The organism is Diplocloster agilis, assembly GCF_019042275.1.
Classification (GTDB): domain Bacteria; phylum Bacillota; class Clostridia; order Lachnospirales; family Lachnospiraceae; genus Diplocloster; species Diplocloster agilis.
In genome coordinates this window covers 100,711-119,606 of record NZ_JAHQCW010000009.1, presented here as the reverse complement: position 1 = coordinate 119,606, position 18,896 = coordinate 100,711, and the positions used below count along the sequence as shown (strand labels likewise).

18 protein-coding genes are annotated in these 18,896 nt (G+C 48.3%); 14 read left to right on the top strand and 4 right to left on the bottom strand.

Features of this window, described 5'->3' with window-relative positions; translation table 11 throughout:
• Positions 1-298 precede the first annotated feature (298 nt).
• The 7 genes from KTH89_RS07730 to asrC all read left to right on the top strand — a co-directional run bounded on the left by KTH89_RS07730 (position 299) and on the right by asrC (position 8,172).
• Positions 299-1,792 (top strand): SLC13 family permease, encoded by a 1,494-nt coding sequence (locus KTH89_RS07730; RefSeq protein WP_238721284.1) that lies wholly within the window; start codon positions 299-301, stop codon positions 1,790-1,792.
• A 60-nt stretch (positions 1,793-1,852) separates the two neighbouring features.
• On the top strand, positions 1,853-2,827 hold the full coding sequence (locus KTH89_RS07725; protein WP_317251466.1) for an NAD(P)/FAD-dependent oxidoreductase: 975 nt from the start codon (positions 1,853-1,855) through the stop codon (positions 2,825-2,827).
• A gap of 144 nt (positions 2,828-2,971) precedes the next feature.
• Positions 2,972-3,283 (top strand): thioredoxin family protein, encoded by a 312-nt coding sequence (locus KTH89_RS07720; RefSeq protein ID WP_158347191.1) that lies wholly within the window; start codon positions 2,972-2,974, stop codon positions 3,281-3,283.
• Between the two features lie 59 nt (positions 3,284-3,342).
• Positions 3,343-5,208, top strand: coding sequence for an aryl-sulfate sulfotransferase (locus KTH89_RS07715; protein WP_238721282.1), 1,866 nt, complete (start codon positions 3,343-3,345; stop codon positions 5,206-5,208).
• A gap of 62 nt (positions 5,209-5,270) precedes the next feature.
• The gene (gene asrA, locus KTH89_RS07710; protein ID WP_158347189.1) at positions 5,271-6,305 is read left to right on the top strand and encodes an anaerobic sulfite reductase subunit AsrA; all 1,035 of its coding nucleotides are present in this window, start codon (positions 5,271-5,273) and stop codon (positions 6,303-6,305) included.
• A 19-nt stretch (positions 6,306-6,324) separates the two neighbouring features.
• A complete protein-coding gene (gene asrB, locus KTH89_RS07705) occupies positions 6,325-7,116 on the top strand; it encodes an anaerobic sulfite reductase subunit AsrB (RefSeq protein WP_158347188.1) in 792 nt (263 codons plus the stop codon).
• 18 nt (positions 7,117-7,134) lie between these two features.
• A complete protein-coding gene (asrC, locus tag KTH89_RS07700) occupies positions 7,135-8,172 on the top strand; it encodes a sulfite reductase subunit C (protein WP_158347187.1) in 1,038 nt (345 codons plus the stop codon).
• A gap of 170 nt (positions 8,173-8,342) precedes the next feature.
• On the opposite strand, the gene KTH89_RS25200 is transcribed toward asrC, so the two are convergent.
• The 3 genes from KTH89_RS25200 to KTH89_RS25190 form a co-directional block, all read right to left on the bottom strand.
• Positions 8,343-8,426 (bottom strand): putative holin-like toxin, encoded by an 84-nt coding sequence (locus KTH89_RS25200; RefSeq protein ID WP_408639959.1) that lies wholly within the window; start codon positions 8,424-8,426, stop codon positions 8,343-8,345.
• Between the two features lie 220 nt (positions 8,427-8,646).
• Positions 8,647-8,730: a putative holin-like toxin gene (locus KTH89_RS25195; RefSeq protein WP_408639959.1), complete on the bottom strand. Its 84-nt coding sequence runs from the start codon at positions 8,728-8,730 to the stop codon at positions 8,647-8,649.
• 231 nt (positions 8,731-8,961) lie between these two features.
• On the bottom strand, positions 8,962-9,045 hold the full coding sequence (locus KTH89_RS25190) for a putative holin-like toxin (RefSeq protein WP_408626298.1): 84 nt from the start codon (positions 9,043-9,045) through the stop codon (positions 8,962-8,964).
• Between the two features lie 336 nt (positions 9,046-9,381).
• Between KTH89_RS25190 and KTH89_RS07695 the strand changes: the two genes are divergently transcribed.
• From KTH89_RS07695 to KTH89_RS07685, 3 genes are read left to right on the top strand one after another with little or no spacing between them, the layout of a single operon-like run.
• On the top strand, positions 9,382-10,443 hold the full coding sequence (locus KTH89_RS07695) for an ADP-ribosylglycohydrolase family protein (RefSeq protein WP_238721281.1): 1,062 nt from the start codon (positions 9,382-9,384) through the stop codon (positions 10,441-10,443).
• Positions 10,440-11,480 (top strand): ADP-ribosylglycohydrolase family protein, encoded by a 1,041-nt coding sequence (locus KTH89_RS07690; RefSeq protein ID WP_238721280.1) that lies wholly within the window; start codon positions 10,440-10,442, stop codon positions 11,478-11,480. The genes KTH89_RS07695 and KTH89_RS07690 overlap by 4 nt, the downstream gene beginning before the upstream one ends.
• Before the next feature lie 27 nt (positions 11,481-11,507).
• Complete coding sequence (locus KTH89_RS07685) at positions 11,508-12,434, top strand: carbohydrate kinase family protein (protein WP_238721279.1); 927 nt, start codon at positions 11,508-11,510, stop codon at positions 12,432-12,434.
• On the opposite strand, the gene KTH89_RS24960 is transcribed toward KTH89_RS07685, so the two are convergent.
• Entirely contained in the window at positions 12,406-13,704 is a 1,299-nt protein-coding gene (locus KTH89_RS24960; protein ID WP_330656659.1) for a winged helix-turn-helix transcriptional regulator, read from the bottom strand. The two genes, KTH89_RS07685 and KTH89_RS24960, sit on opposite strands and share 29 nt — an antisense overlap.
• 249 nt (positions 13,705-13,953) lie before the next feature.
• Here KTH89_RS24960 and KTH89_RS07675 point away from each other — a divergent pair, with 249 nt between their 5' ends.
• Genes KTH89_RS07675 through KTH89_RS07660 form a run of 4 tightly spaced genes read left to right on the top strand, consistent with a single transcriptional unit; the run spans position 13,954 to position 18,577 of the window.
• Positions 13,954-14,997 carry a BMP family ABC transporter substrate-binding protein gene (locus tag KTH89_RS07675; protein ID WP_238721278.1) on the top strand — a complete coding sequence of 348 codons (1,044 nt, stop codon included), beginning with the start codon at positions 13,954-13,956 and terminating at the stop codon, positions 14,995-14,997.
• 25 nt (positions 14,998-15,022) lie between these two features.
• Positions 15,023-16,561, top strand: coding sequence for an ABC transporter ATP-binding protein (locus KTH89_RS07670; RefSeq protein ID WP_238721277.1), 1,539 nt, complete (start codon positions 15,023-15,025; stop codon positions 16,559-16,561).
• Positions 16,545-17,624, top strand: a complete 1,080-nt coding sequence (locus tag KTH89_RS07665) for an ABC transporter permease (protein ID WP_238721276.1) — start codon at positions 16,545-16,547, stop codon at positions 17,622-17,624. The genes KTH89_RS07670 and KTH89_RS07665 overlap by 17 nt, the downstream gene beginning before the upstream one ends.
• Complete coding sequence (locus KTH89_RS07660; RefSeq protein WP_238721275.1) at positions 17,624-18,577, top strand: ABC transporter permease; 954 nt, start codon at positions 17,624-17,626, stop codon at positions 18,575-18,577. Before KTH89_RS07665 ends, KTH89_RS07660 begins: the two co-directional genes overlap by 1 nt.
• The last annotated feature ends 319 nt before the right edge of the window (positions 18,578-18,896 follow it).

Below are 18,896 nucleotides of genomic sequence, written 5' to 3'. Positions count from 1 at the left end.
CCGGTCCTCCTCCCTGTAAACGAATGTGTACGATCATGGATGCTTTTTAAGCACTGCCATTATATATTTTACCATATTTATTTCTGAAAAAATACTACAGAATTATAACCTGGGTTATTTTTTTGACGCTATGAATATGTTAACATCGACTTAATCTTAAGAAGTTTTATCGTGAATTTTTGTTAAAATTGTATCTCCAGGGGAAGAAAATCAGGCAAGATTTCGTCAACCCATTTTTTTTGCCCCTGTTTGTTACAAATTTAACGATTAAAAACATGTGATAAAGGAGATTAACAGTATGTCTAAACAAGTTCCCCAAAAAAAATCGGTCAACACAACGATGATCCATTCAGCGATCGGTGTCGCAATCATGATCCTGTTCCGGTTTCTGCCGATTTCTCTTCCGGAAGTGACGCCGGTCGGTATGGAAATTATCGGAATATTCATTGGAACGTTATACCTGTGGACCACGGTAGATCCCCTATGGAGCAGCCTGATGTCCGTAGCCATGATCGGTCTGTCCAGTTATAAGCCGATGGCGGCGCTGCTGGTAGAATTCATGGGGAATGTGACGGTTATCCAGATGCTGTTTCTGATGCTTCTGGCAGGTGCGTTGGTCACAAATAAAATTACGATGTACATAGGGCGGTTTTTCCTGACACGGAAAATCACCAACGGCAGACCCTGGATGTTTACCATGATGATCTGTATCGGCTGCTTCCTGATGGCGGCCTTCGTGTCCCCGTTTGCCCCTATCTTCTTGTTCTGGCCTGTTTTGTATGACATTTTCGAGGAAGTCGGATTTCAGAAAGGTGAAAAATATCCGAAAATTGCGCTTATCCTGGTTGTGATAGCCACGCTGATCGGCTTCCCGGTAGCTCCTTACATGAACAACGGTCTGGCCCTGATCGGTAATTTTAAGGCGATCTCGGAAGCAGCTACCGGTACCGCGATTATAATAAACGACGGCGCGTATCTGTTTACAACATTATTCATGGGCATTTTGCTGATTATAGCGGTAATCCTGCTCTCCAAGTTTGTGTTCCGGCCGGATGTAAGCAAGCTGAAGTCCCTGAATGTGGAGATGCTGAAAAAGAATCCGCTTCCGCCGCTGAATGCACAGCAGAAGGTCGTATCATGGGGATTCATCATCCTGATTATTGCCATGCTTCTGCCCAGCGTTTTACCTAAGACGATACCCGGAATGGCGTTTCTGTCGGAAAATACACCAGGCCTGGGTGTATTGGTAGCGGCGGTGCTGGCGGCAATCCAGATTGACGGCAAACCGGCTTTGAACATTACCGGTGTGTTCGCTAAGGATTTCAGCTGGTCGACCTTTTTCCTATGTTCCGCAGCCATATTGATCGGAAGCGTTATGACGAATGAATCTACCGGTATTACGGCATTCTTAAACCTGACGTTATCACCGCTCTTTAACGGTATGAGCCCCATGGTATTTACGGTTGTGATTCTTATCGTGGCGGTGCTGCTGACCAATCTGTGCAACAGCCTGGTAATCGGTATGATCCTGCAGCCGGTTATCCTTACCTACTGCATGGCTACAGGGGCCAATGCGGTGCCGATCGTCATGATCATGATCTTCTTCGTACTGCTATCGGCGGCCATCACCCCTGCGGCATCACCGTTCGCGGCGATTCTTCATGGCAATAAGGAGTGGGTTCCCTCCGGAGATGTATATAAATACACCCTGACCTATGTGGGACTGGAACTGCTTCTGGTACTGATCATCGGAATTCCTGTCACCAATTTTCTGGCGGCGGTCATAAAATAAAAAAATTTCGACATTTAACACAGGTTATAGTAATTACCCCCGACTATAATATAATAGAATATGGTAATAGCAATAAAGATGGACAAAGCATGTAAGAAAGGGGTTATTAAAATGGCACAGTATGATGTAGTAATTGTAGGGGCAGGTCCCGCGGGGATGACGGCAGCGATCTATGCGGCCAGAGCGGACATGAAGGTGTTAATGCTGGATAAACTGGCGCCCGGCGGACAGATTATCAACACCAACGAGATCCAGAATTACACGGGTGTAGGTTCCGTCAACGGCGCGGAGCTGGCTTATAAGATGTTCCAGCACACCCAGGATTTCCAGGTGGAGTTCGACTACAAGACGGTAAAGGAGATCCGCAGCGAAGGTAACGAAAAGGTTATCTGCTGTGTGGAAGATGACGCGGTCTACACGGCCAGTTCGGTGATTATCGCAACGGGAACCAGACCCAGATGCCTGAACATACCGGGAGAAGATAAATTCCGCGGAAACGGCATCAGCTGGTGTGCGATCTGCGATGGCGCTCAGTATCGGGATAAAGATGTGGTAGTGATCGGGGGAGGAAATTCAGCGGTGGAAGAGTCCATCTTCCTGGCGGGTATCGTAAAATCGCTGACCATCGTTACTATGTTTGATCTGACTGCTGATCCCATGGCTTGTGATAAACTCCGTGCAATGGAGAATGTAAAGATTTATCCGTATCAGGACATTCTGGAATTCAAAGGTGAGAGTAAACTGGAGGGAGTTTACTTCAAATCGACCAAGACCGGAGAAGAAAATACGGTGGCTTGCGACGGCGTGTTCGAATATATCGGCCTGACGCCTACGACGGAGTTCTTAAAAGATACCGGACTGCTGAATGATTTTGGCTATATAACCGTGAATGACAAAATGGAATCCAATATTCCCGGAATCTACGGCGCAGGAGACTGTATCACCAAGAACCTAAGACAGGTGATTACCGCGTGCTCCGATGGAGCGATCGCGGCGCAGGAAGCTTCCCATTATGTGGAAAGATTAAGCAGATAAGATTATCATAATAAGGCAGCACAGCCGGAGACGGTATGTACTGCCTTCTACAAGAAAATAGGAACAGACAAAAATAAGGAAACACCCTACGGGTATACCTGGATGTCTAAAAAAACAGACAATAATAAGGAAAGGATGAAAAGTATGTTAAAAGAAGTAAGCAGTGCAGAATTCAAAGAAACCGTAAACGACGGGCTGGTATTGGCGGATTTCTTCTCCACCACCTGCGGCCCCTGTAAGATGTTATCCTTTGTATTAAACGATGTGGAAAAGGAATTCGGAGACGATCTGAAAATCCTGAAAGTGGATTTTGACCAGAACAAGGATCTGACCGCGGAGTATGGAGTAACCGGGTACCCGACCCTGATTCTGTTAAAGGAGGGCTCGGAAGTCGCCAGAATGCAGGGACTTCAGCAAAAACCCGCCATTATCAAAATGATCCAGGAACATAAATAAGTAGATAAAACAAATGCGGCGTATAGCCGGATGCAACCATTAAGAGGAGGATATTACCTATGTCTGAACAGATTACCTATAAGTTTACAGAACACCTTATTGAACAGCAATATGCAGCAGAGCAGGCAATGCTGGCTGAGCTGGAAGCGGGAAATTATACCTTGGACAATCCGCTGGTCAAGTATAATGCATACCTTGTGAACCCGCTTTCCGCTGTTGTTCTGTTCAAAACAGAGGAAGAAACCGCGATCAAAGTCACTGTCCTGGGAAAAACACCGCAGGCCAATATTTACCATACGTTCCCCAGAGCGAAGACCCATGTGCTGCCAATCGTAGGCCTGTACTCGGATTACACGAATAAAGTGGAAATCAGCGCTTACCAGGGCCGGACTACAGTGGTTGAAATTCAGACGCCCGACGTATATAATGGAGTTAAGCCGGTTTATTCCATGGAGACCACACCTGAATATCTGCAGGACAATATCATTTTGGTGTCTCCCGCCGGTGAAGATCTGGCGTCCGGTTTTGACTATGCCGGGGATGCCCGCTGGCATATGAACGTCGCCTGCGTATTTGACGTTAAGAGATTGAAAAACGGCAACCTGATCATGGGTTCCCACCGGTTGATCAAAATGCCTTACTACATGTCCGGACTCTATGAAATCAGCCCCTGCGGAAAAATTTATAAAGAATACCGTCTGCCCGGCGGTTATCATCACGATGAGTTCGAGATGGAAGACGGCAACCTTCTGGTGCTGACCGATGATTTCCAGGGAGACACCGTGGAAGACATGTGCGTGCTGATTGACCGCAACACCGGCGAGATCCTGAAGACCTGGGATTATAAGAAATTTTTACAGCCGGGACTCGGAAAATCCGGCAGCTGGTCCGACGAGGACTGGTTCCACAACAACGCCGTATGGTATGATAAAAACACCAACTCTCTGACCTTCTCCGGAAGACATATGGATTCCATGGTGAACATTGATTACGACAGCGGAGAGTTAAACTGGATCATCAGTGATCCCACCGGCTGGCCCCAGGAATGGGTGGACAAATACTTCTTCAAGCCGGTTGGCGATGATTTTGAATGGCAGTATGAGCAGCACGCCTGCGTGATCACTCCCGACGGCGATGTGATGTGCTTTGACAACCATCATTACGGTTCCAAGAACCGGGACGAATATCTGTCTGCTAAGGACAGCTATTCCAGAGGCGTCAGATATAAGATTAACGTAAAAGAAAGAACCATTGAGCAGGTATGGCAGTATGGGAAGGAAAGAGGTGCGGAATTCTTCTCCCCTTATATCTGTAACGTAGAATATTACAACGAAGGCCACTATATGATTCATTCCGGTGGTATCGCGTACATGAACGGGGAACCTTCCGAACTGCTCGGTGCATTCGCAAAGCAGCAGGGCGGAGACCTTCGGACCATTACCGTGGAAATCTGCAATGGAAAGAAAGAATTGGAATTACAGGTACCCGGCAACTATTACCGGGCGGAGAAGTTGAAGCTGTATTCGGATGGCATTAATCTGGAACTGGGCAAAGGCCAGATCCTGGGTAAAATGGGCGTTACGCCTACGTTTGACACCGATGTGCCTGCGGAAGTGACCGGACAGCTGCTTCCCGAATCCTGCAATGCCAGTGTGAACGAGGAATTTGACCGCTTTACCTTCAAATCCCGTTTTGAAAAAGGCCAGTTAGTCATGCTTCTGCTGGAAGGTGAAAATGAGACCAGAAGATACTTCATCTCCACCACGGCAGTTCCTCATCTGGCTATGTGCTGCGGAACCTTCCTGGATTCCGATGAGAGAAATACCAGAACCATGGTAAATAAGGCCGGCTTGTCCGGAACCTACGATGTGAGAGTTATCATCGACGATAAGAAATACGAAACCGGTATTCGGATCACTGCCTAGTGATCCGGTACCCGGCAGTAATCGTATGATTGCAAACCGAAGAAATTAGGAGGATGTAAAGAATGGGCTACAAAGTAAGCTTTGAACAGGCAAACAAGATCTTCGACAAACTCTGGGATAAGTATGATATCTATGCGCCAAAGAGATTCGAAGGCAGAGGACGTTATTCCGATACGGACATCGTCCGGTACGACAAAGTCAACACGGTGGAGGAGATCGTATTTGATGAAAAATCCGATTATCCGGCCAAGGAAGTATTGGCGCCGATCAGTCAGACACTGTTTTATTTCACCGAGGACGAGTACCGGGAGAGCAAATGCAGTACCCGGCCGATACTGATTTTTATGCGCCCCTGTGACATCAATGCCATGCATCATCAGGAGAAGATCTACCTGGGCAATGGAGGCTATACCGATCTGTACTACGAGAGAATGAACGAGAGAGTAAAGATCGTTATGATGGAATGTACCGAGGGCTGGGACACCTGTTTCTGTGTCAGCATGGGAGCGAACAAAGCGGAAGATTATGCCGTGGCTGTCCGGTGCGAAAACGGGAACCTTCTGGTAGACATCAAGGACTCTGAACTGGATGCTTACTTTGCGGAAGCGCCGGCGGCAGACTTTAAGCCGGATTATATTGAGAAAAATGAAATCGAACTTCAGATTCCAGAGATCCCGAACAGGGAAGTTCTTGCTAAATTAAAAGCTCATCCTATGTGGGAAGAGTACAACAAACGCTGTATTTCCTGCGGTTCCTGTACGGTAGCCTGCAGCACCTGTACCTGCTTCACCACCACGGATATCATATATCATGAGAACGGAGAGGCCGGAGAGCGCAAGAGAACGACCGCGTCCTGTCAGATCAAGGGCTTTGCGGACATGGCCGGAGGCCATACCTTCCGAACCACTGCAGCTGAGAGAATGAGATACAAAGTATTACATAAATTCCATGATTACAAGGCCCGTTTTAAGGATTATCACATGTGCGTGGGCTGCGGACGCTGTACTTCCAGATGTCCGGAATTCATTTCTATCACTGCTACCGTTAATAAGATGTCCAAGGCGATCGACGAGATCATGGCCTCGGAAAACAACTGAGTAAAGGAGTGAAGAGAAGATGAATAATCCGATTAAACCGATCCCGTGTAAAATACTGGAAATTAAGAAAGAAACCGCATTAGAATATACCTTTAAAGTAGAAACCGATATCAAACCGGACCATGGACAGTTCCTGCAGTTATCCATTCCGAAGATCGGGGAAGCTCCGATCTCCGTATCTGCTTTCGGAGACGGATGGCTGGACTTTACGATCCGTTCCGTTGGAAAAGTAACCGAAGAGATCTTTGCCAAGAGACCGGGGGATGTGCTGTTCCTGCGCGGGCCTTACGGAAATGGCTGGCCGATTGAACAGTTCAGGGGCAAGAACGTGGTCGTGATCGTAGGAGGAACCGGACTGGCTCCTGTCAGAAGCATGCTCCGCGTATTTGCGGAAGATCCCGGCTTTGCAAAGAGCGTAACGCTGATCGCCGGCTTCAAGAATGAAGAAGGAATCGTGTTCCGCGGCGAACTGGAATCCTGGAGAGACAAATTCAACACCTACTATACCCTGGACCGCGATAAGATTGATAATTGGAACGTGGGCTTTGTTACAGAGTATGTATCTAAGGTTCCCTTTGGCGACTTTGGAGACAATTACGAAGTAATCATCGTAGGGCCGCCGCCAATGATGAAATTTACAGGCATGGAAGCAGCCAAATGCGGTGTGCCGGATGAGAAGATCTGGGTATCCTTCGAGAGAAAGATGTCCTGCGCCATCGGCAAATGCGGACACTGCCGGATCGATGAGGTCTATGTCTGTCTGGACGGCCCCGTTTTCAACTACACACAGGCGAAATACTTAGTGGACTAGGGAAGGAGTGTTAAGAGAATGAATCATGATATAGATATTAAGAAGACACGAATCAACTGTTTCCGCCAATCCAAGGTACCCGGAGAATTCATGCTGCAGATGCGTGTTCCCGGCGCAGTTATCGATGCCAAGTACCTGAAGGTTGTTATGGAGATCGCGGAAAAATGGGGAAATGGCACCTTCCATCTGGGAACCCGTCAGACCCTGAACGCCCCCGGTATCAAATACGAGAACATTCCGGCGGTTAACGCTTATATTAAAGATTATATCCACGACGTTGACCAGGAGATGTGCGGCTGTGATATGGAAGCGGACGAGACCGGTTATCCTACCATCGGAGCCCGTAACGTCATGGCTTGTATCGGTAATTCCCACTGTATCAAGGGAAACTGCAACAGTACCGAACTGGCCCGCAAGATCGAGAAATTAGTATTCCCGTCCCATTACCACATCAAAGTGGCTGTGGCCGGCTGCCCCAATGACTGTGTAAAAGCCAACTTCAATGATTTCGGTATCATGGGAATCTATAAGATGGATTACAACTATGACAGATGCATCGGCTGCGGCGCCTGCGTGGATGCCTGCGAGCATCACGCCACCGGCGTTCTGAGCCTGAACAAAGACAACAAAGTGGATAAGGACACCTGCTGCTGTGTAGGCTGTGCGGAATGCGTTCTGGCATGTCCCACCAGCGCCTGGACCAGAAACCCGAAGAAGCTCTACCGGGTGACCCTGGGCGGCCGTACCGGCAAACAGAATCCCCGTGCAGGCAAGCTGTTCCTGAACTGGGTGACGGAAGACGTACTGCTGGGTATGTTCGCCAACTGGCAGAAATTCTCCGCCTGGGCACTGGACTACAAACCGGAATACCTTCACGGCGGACATCTGATCGACCGTGCCGGATATAAAACCTTTGTGAAGCATATCTTCGAAGGTGTGGAATTTAATCCGGAAGCGAAGATGGCAGATGACATCTACTGGGCAGAGAACGAACAGCGTGCGAATATCCATGTAATGCCGCTCTCCAAACATAAGACTGCCGGCCCTCAGGAGTAGTACCGGAGTTTGTACGGGTGTTTTTCTAAGGGTTTTTCTGAACAAATTGACATTGCTGTGTCTATAGATTATAATATACTCAACAAGACAGCCGGAAGGTGAGCATATCTCACCCGCTCCGAGTTATTTTAAGGAATAGTCGTCCTCAACTTTTGCTGGAGCCGGGACGACTATTTTTTATGGGTAAAATTCAGAATCGATACAATCAAAGAAGCAAATGCTAGAATGATCATAAACTCTTCGTATGTACTCATAAGCGCCACCCCCTTTTGTTTCGAAGCGGGTGGGAATACGTCCCCCGGCTGCCTGGTTCAATATATTTATTTAAGCCTATCATCGTTTAAACGTTGATTGACACGAAGTTTTTTTGGGTCTATAATATACTCAACAAGACAGCCGGAAGGTGAGCATATCTCACCCGCTCCGAGTTATTTTAAGGAATAGTCGTCCTCAACTTTTGCGGAGCCGGGACGACTATTTTTTATGGGTAAAATTCAGAATCGATACAATCAAAGAAGCAAATGCTAAAATGATCATAAACTCTTCGTATGTACTCATAAGCGCCACCCCCTTTTGTTTCGAAGCGGGTGGGAATACGTCCCCCGGCTGCCTTGTTGAATATATTTATTTATATTTATTTAAGCCAATCAACGTTTAAACGCTGATTGACACGAAGTTTTTTTGGGTCTATAATATACTCAACAAGACAGCCGGAAGGTGAGTGTATCTCACCCGCTCCGAGTTGTTAGCTAGGATAGTCGTCCTCAACTTTTGTCGGAGCCGGGACGACTATTTTTTATGGGTAAAATTCAGAATAGCTACAATCAAAGAAGCAAATGCCAAAATGATCATAAACTCTTCGTATGTACTCATAAGCGCCACCCCCTTTTTTATCTCGAAGCGGGCGGGAAATACGTCCCCCGGCTGCCTGGTTCAATATATTAGCCAGGATATTTAGGTTTATGCAATTAAAATTAAATAGGGAAAATTGAAGCGACAGCTTCTGTAAATCAGAATTAAATCGATATAATACAATATAACACAAATCTTATTATTAGCCAAGGCTAATTAACAACGCCCCGCTCATTTCACAACTTGGTTACCTCTTTGTAACTAATAGCTTCAAAGTGCTTACTTTACCAACGCATCCATACCGTTTACAATTCAAATTAGAAGAAACACACCAAAATATTAAGAAGGAGATGCCGTATGGAGAGTAGGAAAAATAAGATTTTAGGGGGGCTTTTGGGCGCTGCGGTCGGGGACGCCATGGGGGCGGCCACAGAAATGAGGACGACAGCCCTGATCAAACAGCGGTTTGGCGGACTGGTGACAGATTTTGTAGAACATCCCGATGACAACTTATCCAGAGGAACACCGGCGGGGCTGGTGACGGATGATTTTTCCATCGCTTATTTTACCGCAGAGGAAATGCTGGAGCGAAAGAGCAGGATAACACATGAAATCGCGGAAGCGGCCATGCTGCGGTGGTCCGAACATGAGATATACCGCAGATTTGTAGGGCCCACTACGAATGAATATCTGGCGGTGCTGAAAGGAGAGAAGAAGCCCGCTCCTCTTCTGGAAATGCCGGTGCAGGTAGACCGGCTGCTCTGCAATAATACCCGCGCCACCAATGGGGCCGGCATGAAATCCGGTCTGATGGGACTTTTTAATCCCTGCGACATGGACAGCGCTATTGACGAGGCGATCATCCAGTGCAGCGGAACTCATAATAATGTAATATCCCTGTCGGCAGCCTGCGCGGTCGCGGCAGCTACTGCGGCCGCTTTTGGTGAAAATATCTCTTATCTCGAAATACTGGAGGCGGGAATCTACGGAGCGGAAGAAGGATACCGGAGAGCGGAAAAGACCGCCCAGCCGGCGGCCGGCGGTAATATCGTGAAAAAGATCCGGCTGGCGGTGCAGATTGGAATGAGGCATCAGGGAGATTTCGATAAAGCTATGGGGGAAATTACAGATATCATCGGCGGTGGTATTTATGCTTATGAAGCGATTCCGGCTGTCTTCGGTCATATCGCAGCATGCAAGGGCCGTGCGATGGAGTCCATAATTATGGGAGTTAATGCCGGAGATGATACGGATACTGTGGCGTGTATGACCGGATATATAACGGGAGCGATGCATGGAGCGGATGTTTTTCCGATAAAACATCTGGAACTGATCGACAGGGTGAATCATTTTGATCTGCGGCAAATGGCGGACGATATCGGCAGTTTTCTGAATGCAGAAAAGGAGGGCGCGGCATGATGAATCAATATGACAAAGTATACGGATGCCTGCTGGCGGCAGCCATAGGCGATGCGATGGGCTGCCCGCTGGAAACACGTACGGTATCTCTGATTAAAAGGGATTTTGGAAACGGAGAGTTCGTATATGACTATATGATCCCGCTTCCGGACTCAATCGCTTATGATATGCCCCGGGCATATGTGACGGATGATTTCTCATGCGCCTATTTGTCCGGAAAATACTTTGCCGCGGATCATGGAAGAATAACCAGGCGGGCGGCAATTGACGCTTTGCTGGAATGGAAGAATTCGGAAGATACCCGCATCTTTTATGAGCGTTATTGCGGCCCTTCTACCAGACGTGGTCTGGAACAGCTGGAAGGAAAGAAAATGGATACGTCCAGAGACTACCTGTTGTGCAATAACCGGACCGCTACCAACGGCGGAGGTATGAAAGGGTGGATTGTAGGATTGTTTGATCCCGGAAATGTGGACAAAGCGATCGACGATGCGCTGGTGATGTGTCAGATTACCCATTATAATCCGATCGCGCTGTCCGGGGCCGCGGCGGTAGCGGCGGCGGTGGCGCAGGCTATGGTGAAAGGCGCGCGGCTGGATGAAGTATTAGAAGCAGGCCTGTACGGCGCGGGCGAGGGGTACCGTCGGGCGCAGCGGTTCGCGCAGCCCTCGGCAGGAGCTAGTGTGGAGAAACGTATGGACTTAGCGATACAGATCGGACTGAAATACGCCAACGATTTTGAAAAATGTGTTGTGGAGATGACGGATTTGATCGTTTCAGGACTCAACGCCAATGAATCCATTCCATGTGCATTCGGGTATCTGGCGGCCGGAGGCGCTGATGTTATGCGTACCATATACATGGCGGTTAATTCCGGTAATGACTCTGATACGACTGCGATTATGGCAGGCGCTATGGCAGGCGCGCTGAGGGGCAGCAGCGGAATCAGCAGTAACCATGTGGAGACGTTAAAAGAAGCGAATCCGTTTATTGATTTTGAAGGTTTCGCGGACGAGATCTGTAGAGTGACCAACTGATACAAAGGGAAAGAGAAGGTGTTAGATATGATTCCGAATAATTATATCGTTGCGGTCAGCGTACTCCATATGGATGAATATTATACGGCGGCCCGTTGGCCGCAGATGGGGGACAAAGCAATGCTCACACCGGCAGGCCGTACTCCGGGAGGGAGTGTGGCCAACGCTTCGTCGGTCTGCGGCGCGCTGGGAGGACAGGTCTTTTTTTACGATGTGTTAAGCCGCAGCGAGGCGAATGATTATTTGCTGCGGGATTTGGAACAGTATCATATAGACACAAGCTATGTAAATTTTACAGAAGAGAAAATAGATTCCAAGTGCCTGATTATCGTGACAGGAGAGGAAAAGACAATACTGTGCGCGATGCCGCGTAAGCCGGCAATGCCTTTGCTTCCGGAACAAGAAGATTTGTTCCGGAACGCTTCCGTGATCTACACTATGCTGGGGGCGGAATATATCATCCCGGATACGATGGCTGCTTTTGAGGATTTTAAACGCCATGGCGCCAGGATTGCGCTGGACGTGGAATTTGTCTGTGAATCCACGGAGCAGAGACGATTCCTAGAAGCGGCGGATATCCTCTTTTTTAACCAGTTCGGTTTCCGGCAAAACAGGGGAGATCTGGAAGAGGAGGAGTATCTGGAGTATTTATTGAATAAAGGGACCGAGATCATCGTCGTAACCCTCGGCAGCAGCGGATGCCGGATAAAAACCCGGGATGAGGACCTTAGAATCCCCATCTACGATATTGCGGTCAAAGATACGAACGGTGCCGGGGACACCTTCAATGCGGCGTTCTTGTATGGAATACAGAACCAGTTGACGCTTATGGAGACCGGATTGTTCGCCACAGCCGCCGCGAATTATTGTGTAACTCAGGATGGGCCTCGGGGAGGAGCTGTGGCGGAATCGGTTATCCGTCGGTTTATGCGCGGGCATCATCTGCTGGCGTAAGCTGACCTTCATAAGCCAGATCGTGAAGCACTTCAGCTTCATTTTCACCAAAGGATAGGGCCTGCTCCAAAAGGCGTTCATCGGTAATCTGCGGGAATTTGGAATTGATCCGTATGAGGCAGGCGCGTTCATTTTTCCGTGTAAAGTCTTCGAAGGGTCTGCGGATAATATTTTGCAGACGAAATCCGGAGCCTATTTCCAGAAATACTACTCGTTTACCAAGAGAATGATTCAAAAAATATAAAAAATCCTTCCGATGCGCCAACCGGTCGGCGCTGGCCAGAGACACATTTCTGCAGCGGTAATGGTTGGGGACCAGATAATCACCGCAGGACGGACATCGGGGGATACTTTCCGGGCGGATGCCGATACGACTGTCGGTATCCGCCAATATTTTTTCAATATAGGGCTGTGCATCATAGACCTTTTCTTCACAGGAAAATGCACATTGCAGATAAGAGTAGCTTCCCAAAGGCAGATAGATGTGTTTGAGATCCAGCCCCGTCTTTTCTAACTGCCCGTCGGCATTGGAAGAAACCACGAAATGAGACTTGTCCTTCAGAATATGAAACAGATCCAGATGCGCCTGGGATGCCGGATGCCGGTAACGGAATTCCCAGAGGTATTCAGACCAGAAGTCCCAGTAGGCCAGCTCGTTTTCCGGAGATATCTGGGAAAACGCGTTAATCATATCGTCAATACAGTTAAACCCCTGCTCATAGTAGGCCGGAAACAATCGTTTTGCGGTCTTTTTGTCGAATAAATTGATATTGGATGCCACATTGATTCCAGAACCGGTCCCCGCGATAATATAGTCGGCATCCGCCATAAGCGCCTTGGCTGTCCGGATTCGGGTTTTGTAATCAGGAAGCTCTATGGTAGCAGCGGTAGTTGACGATTTATAGAAAGCGGTTGATTCTGATGGTTTGGGCGACCTTTCCAGGTTTTCAACGGAGGTGATGTAGTTTGCATAACAACTGGTCATAGTCCGCAGCAAAGCAGTCATCTCGTAGCCCAGAGCGGTTAGGGAGTATTCTACGTGTAAAGTGACTTCCGGATAGACAACCCGGTGGATGAGACCGTCGTCCTCCATGGTGCGCAGAGCATCAGTCAGGACCTTTTGGGAGATGTCTCCCAGTGAACGTCTGAGATCGCCGAAGCGCCTCGGACCGGCTGTCAGCTCCCGCATGATCATCAGTTTCCAACGTCCGCCGATTAATTGAATCATTCCGGTTAACGGATCTGTAGTTGTAGTCTCATGATAGCTCATAGTATGCCTCCTTATCCTATCGTCACGGCCGCGGCTTTGATTCCTATTATAGCAAAGCGTGCTGTCTTTATAAAAGAAGTATCATAAAAGTAACTACCCACATCAAAGTGCTTAATTTACTTTGGGCAGTCATTCACTTATATTTAAATTATCAACGATGCTTTGTGAAAAAGCAATAAATTCTTCGGAGAATAAAAAAGAAAAAAGGAAATAATTACCATTGGTTGCAAGGAGAAGGGAGAAGAAGTTATGCGAAGCTTACAAAAATGGTTGGCAGTTTTCATAGTGATTGCGCTATGTGCAGTAATGATGGCAGGATGCGGAAAAAAGGAGGAAGACGCTGCTGCTGGCGGTGAGGAGACATCAGGCGAGACCTATAAAGCTTGCTTTATCACCGATGGGAACCTGGGAAATGATTTTGTGGATTTGATCTGGAAGGGATTCCAGAACCTGGAACAGGAAGGATGGGAGATCAAGTGTATCGAGGCCACGGATAATTCGGAATTCGCGGATGACATCCGTTCCATGGCGGGGGAAGGTTATCAGGTAATCATGACCTGGGAAGATAATGTGAGTCAGGCGGCTCTGAATCTGGCGGATGAGATCTATAAGAATTATCCAAAGACCCATATCTTCTTGCTGGATACTTACGTGGACCATGATAAACCAAACTGCACTTCCGTATCGGTGGATCCTTTTGAATCTTCCTTCGTAGCCGGTTTTGTGGCATCGAAAATGACGCAGACCAAGACGATTGGCTGGATCGGCCACACAGATGTCTTAAAGATCAGGCGTTTCCGGGACGGATATATCGCGGGCGCTGCTTATGGGGATCCGGATGTGGAGGTGGTTTATTCCTTCACCGGAGATTACCTGGATCCCACCAAAGGCCAGGAGGCGGGAAGCGCGATGATCGCCAACTATCCGGTCGATATCATTTACCAGTCCTGCTATCTGGCGGGCCCGGGAGTGATCAAGGCGTGTTCGGAAGGCGGGATAAAATGTATCGGTGTGGATGACTGGCAGGGGGATCTGGATCCCTGTGTATTCTGGTCGGCGATCAAGCCCATGGATGTGGCGGTAACGCAGGTGGCTCTGGATTATAAGGATGGAAAAGAACTGCCCAAACAGATGGATTTTAACATTGCGGCCGGGGGCGCCGTCTATGATGAAAGGGATCTGAAGAATATTCCGGAAGAACTTCAGAAAGAGGTGAAACAATTGGTGGACGATATTTCAACAGGAAAAGTGGATGTATACAAGAATTTTGAAGAGTACCGCCTGGAATATTAAGCTAAAGTGAAGGGATCAGATCTGTATGGCTGAAACGGATTATGTATTGGAATTAAAGAATATAAGAAAAACCTTTGGTGCGCTTGTGGCGAACGATGATATTAACCTGCGGGTGAGGCGTGGAAGTGTACACGCCATTATCGGGGAAAACGGAGCGGGTAAAAGTACACTGATGAACATGATTACGGATATCTATGAACCGGATGGAGGGGAGATCCTGCTGAATGGTGAAAAAGTCCGGTTCAAAGATCCGATGGATGCCACCAGACATGGGATAGGAATGGTGTACCAGGAATTCATGGTGTTCGGTGATCTGCCGGTCCTGGATAATATTATGATGGGGTTCGAGGAAAAAAGGTGGGGAATATTTCTAAACCGTAAAAAAGCGCGGATGAGAATCGAAGAAATATGCCGGGACTATCACTTTCAGCTGCCGTTGGATGCCAGAGCGGACACTCTGCCGGTAGCGGTTCTGCAGCAGGTTGAGATTGTAAAAGTCCTGTATCGCGGCGCCGACATTCTGATCCTCGACGAACCAACCTCTGTGCTTACCCCCCAGGGAATTCAGGGACTCTTTGAGGCGATCCGGTTTCTGAAAGCGATCGGCAAGACGATACTGATTATCACCCATAAGCTCAGAGAAGTATTTGAGGTGGCAGATGAGATTACCGTGCTGAAGAATGGGAAGGTGACGGGGCATGTACTTCCGGATGAGGTGACGGAAGAGCAGCTGGCCAACCTTATGGTAGGACGGGAAGTCATATTACAGGCCCATAAGATCAAAAGTGAGATAAAATCACCGGTGCTGGAGCTGCAGGATCTGAGCGTAAAGGAGAATGGAGTTCAGCGCCTGAAGAATCTGAATCTGAAAGTGCGAAGCGGAGAAATTGTCGGCATCGCGGGAATCGCCGGATCCGGCCAGCAGCAGCTGGCCGGGGCGGTTGTCGGCCTTACCCGTGTGGAAAAAGAGAGCAGGATTCGCATTGGAGAAATAGAGGTACAGGATAAAAGCGTCCGGGAACGCAAAAAGATGGGAGTGGGCTATATCCCTCAGGACCGTATGGGAGAGGGAGTAAATAAGGCGGGCAGTGTGTGGGAGAGTGCTGTGATGGGCTATCAGACCGTACATGGATACCGCAGAAAATATCTGCTGGACAGGAAACAGGCGGAGGATTTTACGAATCGGATCATTCGCGAATATTCGGTAAAAACAAAGGGGATCCATGAGAAGGTCATAAACCTGTCGGGCGGAAATATTCAGAAACTGGTGGTCGGCAGAGAAATATCTCTATGTGATAAACTACTGGTTATCGAGGACCCTACCAGAGGGATAGATGTGGGAGCGATCGAATTTATCTGGGAAAAAATTCTGCGCATAGCGGCGGCAGGTACCGCGATCTTGCTGATCAGCCACGAATTAAACGAGGTGATGCAGCTGTCAGACAGGATCTTTGTCATGTACAATGGCACATTGGAGTATGCAGGCACACATGGGGAGCTGAAAGAGGAAGAAATCGGGCTGTTGATGACCAGAGGAGGGGATGCAGATGAGAAAAAAGCTTGAGATCAATGAGGAAGCGAAATCCAATTTGATCCGATATGCGGCAGCCCTTCTGGCTGTTCTGCTTATTGGCGCCGTTTTAATCGCTGTTCAGGGAGAAAACCCGGGAAAGGCATTTTCAGAAATTATAAAAGGCGCTTTCGGGTCGAAGATCAATATTGGAAACACGCTTCGCCACACGATGCCCTGCATTTTGACCGCGATCGCGGCCGCGGTAGCATTCAAGTCCGGAGTAAATAACCTGGGACTCGAAGGGCAGATCTATTTTGGCGCGCTGACAGCTGCGGTGCTGGGATATGCGTTTAAACTCCCGCCGGGAGTGCACGTGATCGTCTGCCTGCTGGCATCCGGCGTGGCGGGAATGCTGTATGCGCTTCTGCCGGCAATGCTGAAACTGGTCTTTCAGGTGGATGAATTGATCAGTACGTTAATGTTTAATTTTATTGCCGTTCTTCTGACCGAATATATCACCATGTGGTGGATCATGGGCGGAAGAGGAAGCGACGGGTCAAATGCGATCTCCACTCCGCCGATGGCCGCGTCTGCCAGACTGCCGGGACTGATTCAGGGCAGTTCTGCAAGCCTTGGCGTCGTGCTGGCTTTCCTTGTGGCCGTTTTGGTCTATCTGTTCTACCGCTACACGGTAAAAGGCTACGAGTTAAAGCAGGTAGGGGAAAATATCCGGTTCGCCAGGGCCTATGGGATACCGGTAGCCAGAACCTTTCTGGGTATATTCCTGATGTCCGGATTTATTTCCGGGCTTTGCGGCGGAATAGAGATGAGCGGTTCTTATGGCAGTTTTACGGCGAAGTTTATTACCAATATGGGATGGGACGGCATTCTGATTGCCTATATTGCAAAACAAAATCCGATTGCTATTGTCGTCGTTTCCTTTTTGTGGGGGGCGCTGCGGGCGGGATCTCTTCAGATGGAGAGGATGACCAGCTTGAATAAGCTGACGGTGAATATTATCCAGATGCTGTTCGTTCTGTTTGCGGCTATTGATTATAAGGCATTGTTAGATCATATGAGACAAAAACACATAAGAAGCAGGGAGGCGGGATAATGCAGGAAATACTGCTTGCTGTAATCAGTCCGGTCGTATTCGCGGGAGCCGTGCGGATCGCGGCGCCTCTTGTGATCGGTTCTGTGGGAGGATGCTTTACGGAAAAATCGGGAACTTTCGTGCTGGCTTATGAGTGCTTTATGCTGATTTCAGCCTTCTTTGCCACCTGGGGAAGTTATGTTACCGGCAGCGCGGTATTGGGCGCACTAATTGCAGTGATGGTGAGTATCCTCGTAGGGATCCTGTTCGGAATCCTGGTATTCCGGTTCCAGGCGAACGGGATGATCGTGAGTATTGCCCTGATCTATGGAGCATGGGCGGTTACGACTCTGCTGCTGGTGTCGATCTTTCAGGTACGGGGATCTTTTATCAGTCCTGATATTATTAGTTTCCAGACTATATCGATACCATTTCTGAACCAGGTGCCGGTGTTGAATGATGTGCTGAATAATAAAATCGGTCCGGTGTATCTGGCCTTCCTTCTGACCGGAGCTGCCTATGTAGTCATGTATAAAACTCCTTTTGGGCTTAGGCTAAGAGGTGTGGGAATGAATGCCACGGCGGCACAGACAGCCGGAACGAACATCCGCAGGTATAAGTGGACTGCACTGATCATCATGTGTGCATGCTGCGGGTTGGGAGGAGCTATTATTCCATTGTCCGGAGTATCTATGTTTACGGAAAATATGACTTCCGGGCGTGGCTTTTTGTGCCTGGCGGCCGTTCTGGTAGGAGGGGGTAACCCTATAAAAACCAGTATCGTGGCATTTTTGTTTGCCTATACGGATGCTTTGTATCTTACGCTTACCTCATTTGGCCTGCCGACTCAGCTGCTCTCCTGTATTCCCTATGTGGCAGTGATATTTGTGCTGATTGTATCGAAACTGCGCGCACGCCGTAAGGCTGCATTGGGAGCGGGGCGTCTGAAGTGGCGGAAGAAAGTTACAGCATAAAAGACAGGAGGGGAAGCGTGAAGCGAGGGAAGCTATGGGGCAAAAGGGTAAGTTACGCATCTGTTTGATGATAATTATTACGAATTAGTCGTGCCTAATTGGATATGCTCACCTTTGGATAGACAAAGTAAATAATAACTTGTTTATCTAAAGGGGGCATGTTTTTTATATCTATGAGTACTTAACGGCAACTTTTTGGCCCATTTGTTAATGAATCATAAAAAACACTGCATAGTATCCACTTGGACTTATGTAAAGGGGCGTGTACTATTTTGGAAATCAAAAACTGATCGACAATCATAATAGAACCGTATATACT

Coding starts and splice junctions, on each gene's coding strand:
- KTH89_RS07725 (WP_317251466.1), top strand. CDS start 1,853: ATGGTAATAGCAATAAAGATGGACAAAGCATGTAAGAAAGGGGTTATT.
- KTH89_RS24960 (WP_330656659.1), bottom strand. CDS start 13,704: ATGAGCTATCATGAGACTACAACTACAGATCCGTTAACCGGAATGATT.
- KTH89_RS07720 (WP_158347191.1), top strand. CDS start 2,972: ATGTTAAAAGAAGTAAGCAGTGCAGAATTCAAAGAAACCGTAAACGAC.
- KTH89_RS07730 (WP_238721284.1), top strand. CDS start 299: ATGTCTAAACAAGTTCCCCAAAAAAAATCGGTCAACACAACGATGATC.
- KTH89_RS07690 (WP_238721280.1), top strand. CDS start 10,440: ATGATGAATCAATATGACAAAGTATACGGATGCCTGCTGGCGGCAGCC.
- KTH89_RS25200 (WP_408639959.1), bottom strand. CDS start 8,426: ATGAGTACATACGAAGAGTTTATGATCATTCTAGCATTTGCTTCTTTG.
- KTH89_RS07670 (WP_238721277.1), top strand. CDS start 15,023: ATGGCTGAAACGGATTATGTATTGGAATTAAAGAATATAAGAAAAACC.
- asrA (WP_158347189.1), top strand. CDS start 5,271: ATGGGCTACAAAGTAAGCTTTGAACAGGCAAACAAGATCTTCGACAAA.
- KTH89_RS07715 (WP_238721282.1), top strand. CDS start 3,343: ATGTCTGAACAGATTACCTATAAGTTTACAGAACACCTTATTGAACAG.
- KTH89_RS25195 (WP_408639959.1), bottom strand. CDS start 8,730: ATGAGTACATACGAAGAGTTTATGATCATTTTAGCATTTGCTTCTTTG.
- KTH89_RS07660 (WP_238721275.1), top strand. CDS start 17,624: ATGCAGGAAATACTGCTTGCTGTAATCAGTCCGGTCGTATTCGCGGGA.
- KTH89_RS07695 (WP_238721281.1), top strand. CDS start 9,382: ATGGAGAGTAGGAAAAATAAGATTTTAGGGGGGCTTTTGGGCGCTGCG.
- KTH89_RS25190 (WP_408626298.1), bottom strand. CDS start 9,045: ATGAGTACATACGAAGAGTTTATGATCATTTTGGCATTTGCTTCTTTG.
- KTH89_RS07675 (WP_238721278.1), top strand. CDS start 13,954: ATGCGAAGCTTACAAAAATGGTTGGCAGTTTTCATAGTGATTGCGCTA.
- KTH89_RS07685 (WP_238721279.1), top strand. CDS start 11,508: ATGATTCCGAATAATTATATCGTTGCGGTCAGCGTACTCCATATGGAT.
- KTH89_RS07665 (WP_238721276.1), top strand. CDS start 16,545: ATGAGAAAAAAGCTTGAGATCAATGAGGAAGCGAAATCCAATTTGATC.
- asrB (WP_158347188.1), top strand. CDS start 6,325: ATGAATAATCCGATTAAACCGATCCCGTGTAAAATACTGGAAATTAAG.
- asrC (WP_158347187.1), top strand. CDS start 7,135: ATGAATCATGATATAGATATTAAGAAGACACGAATCAACTGTTTCCGC.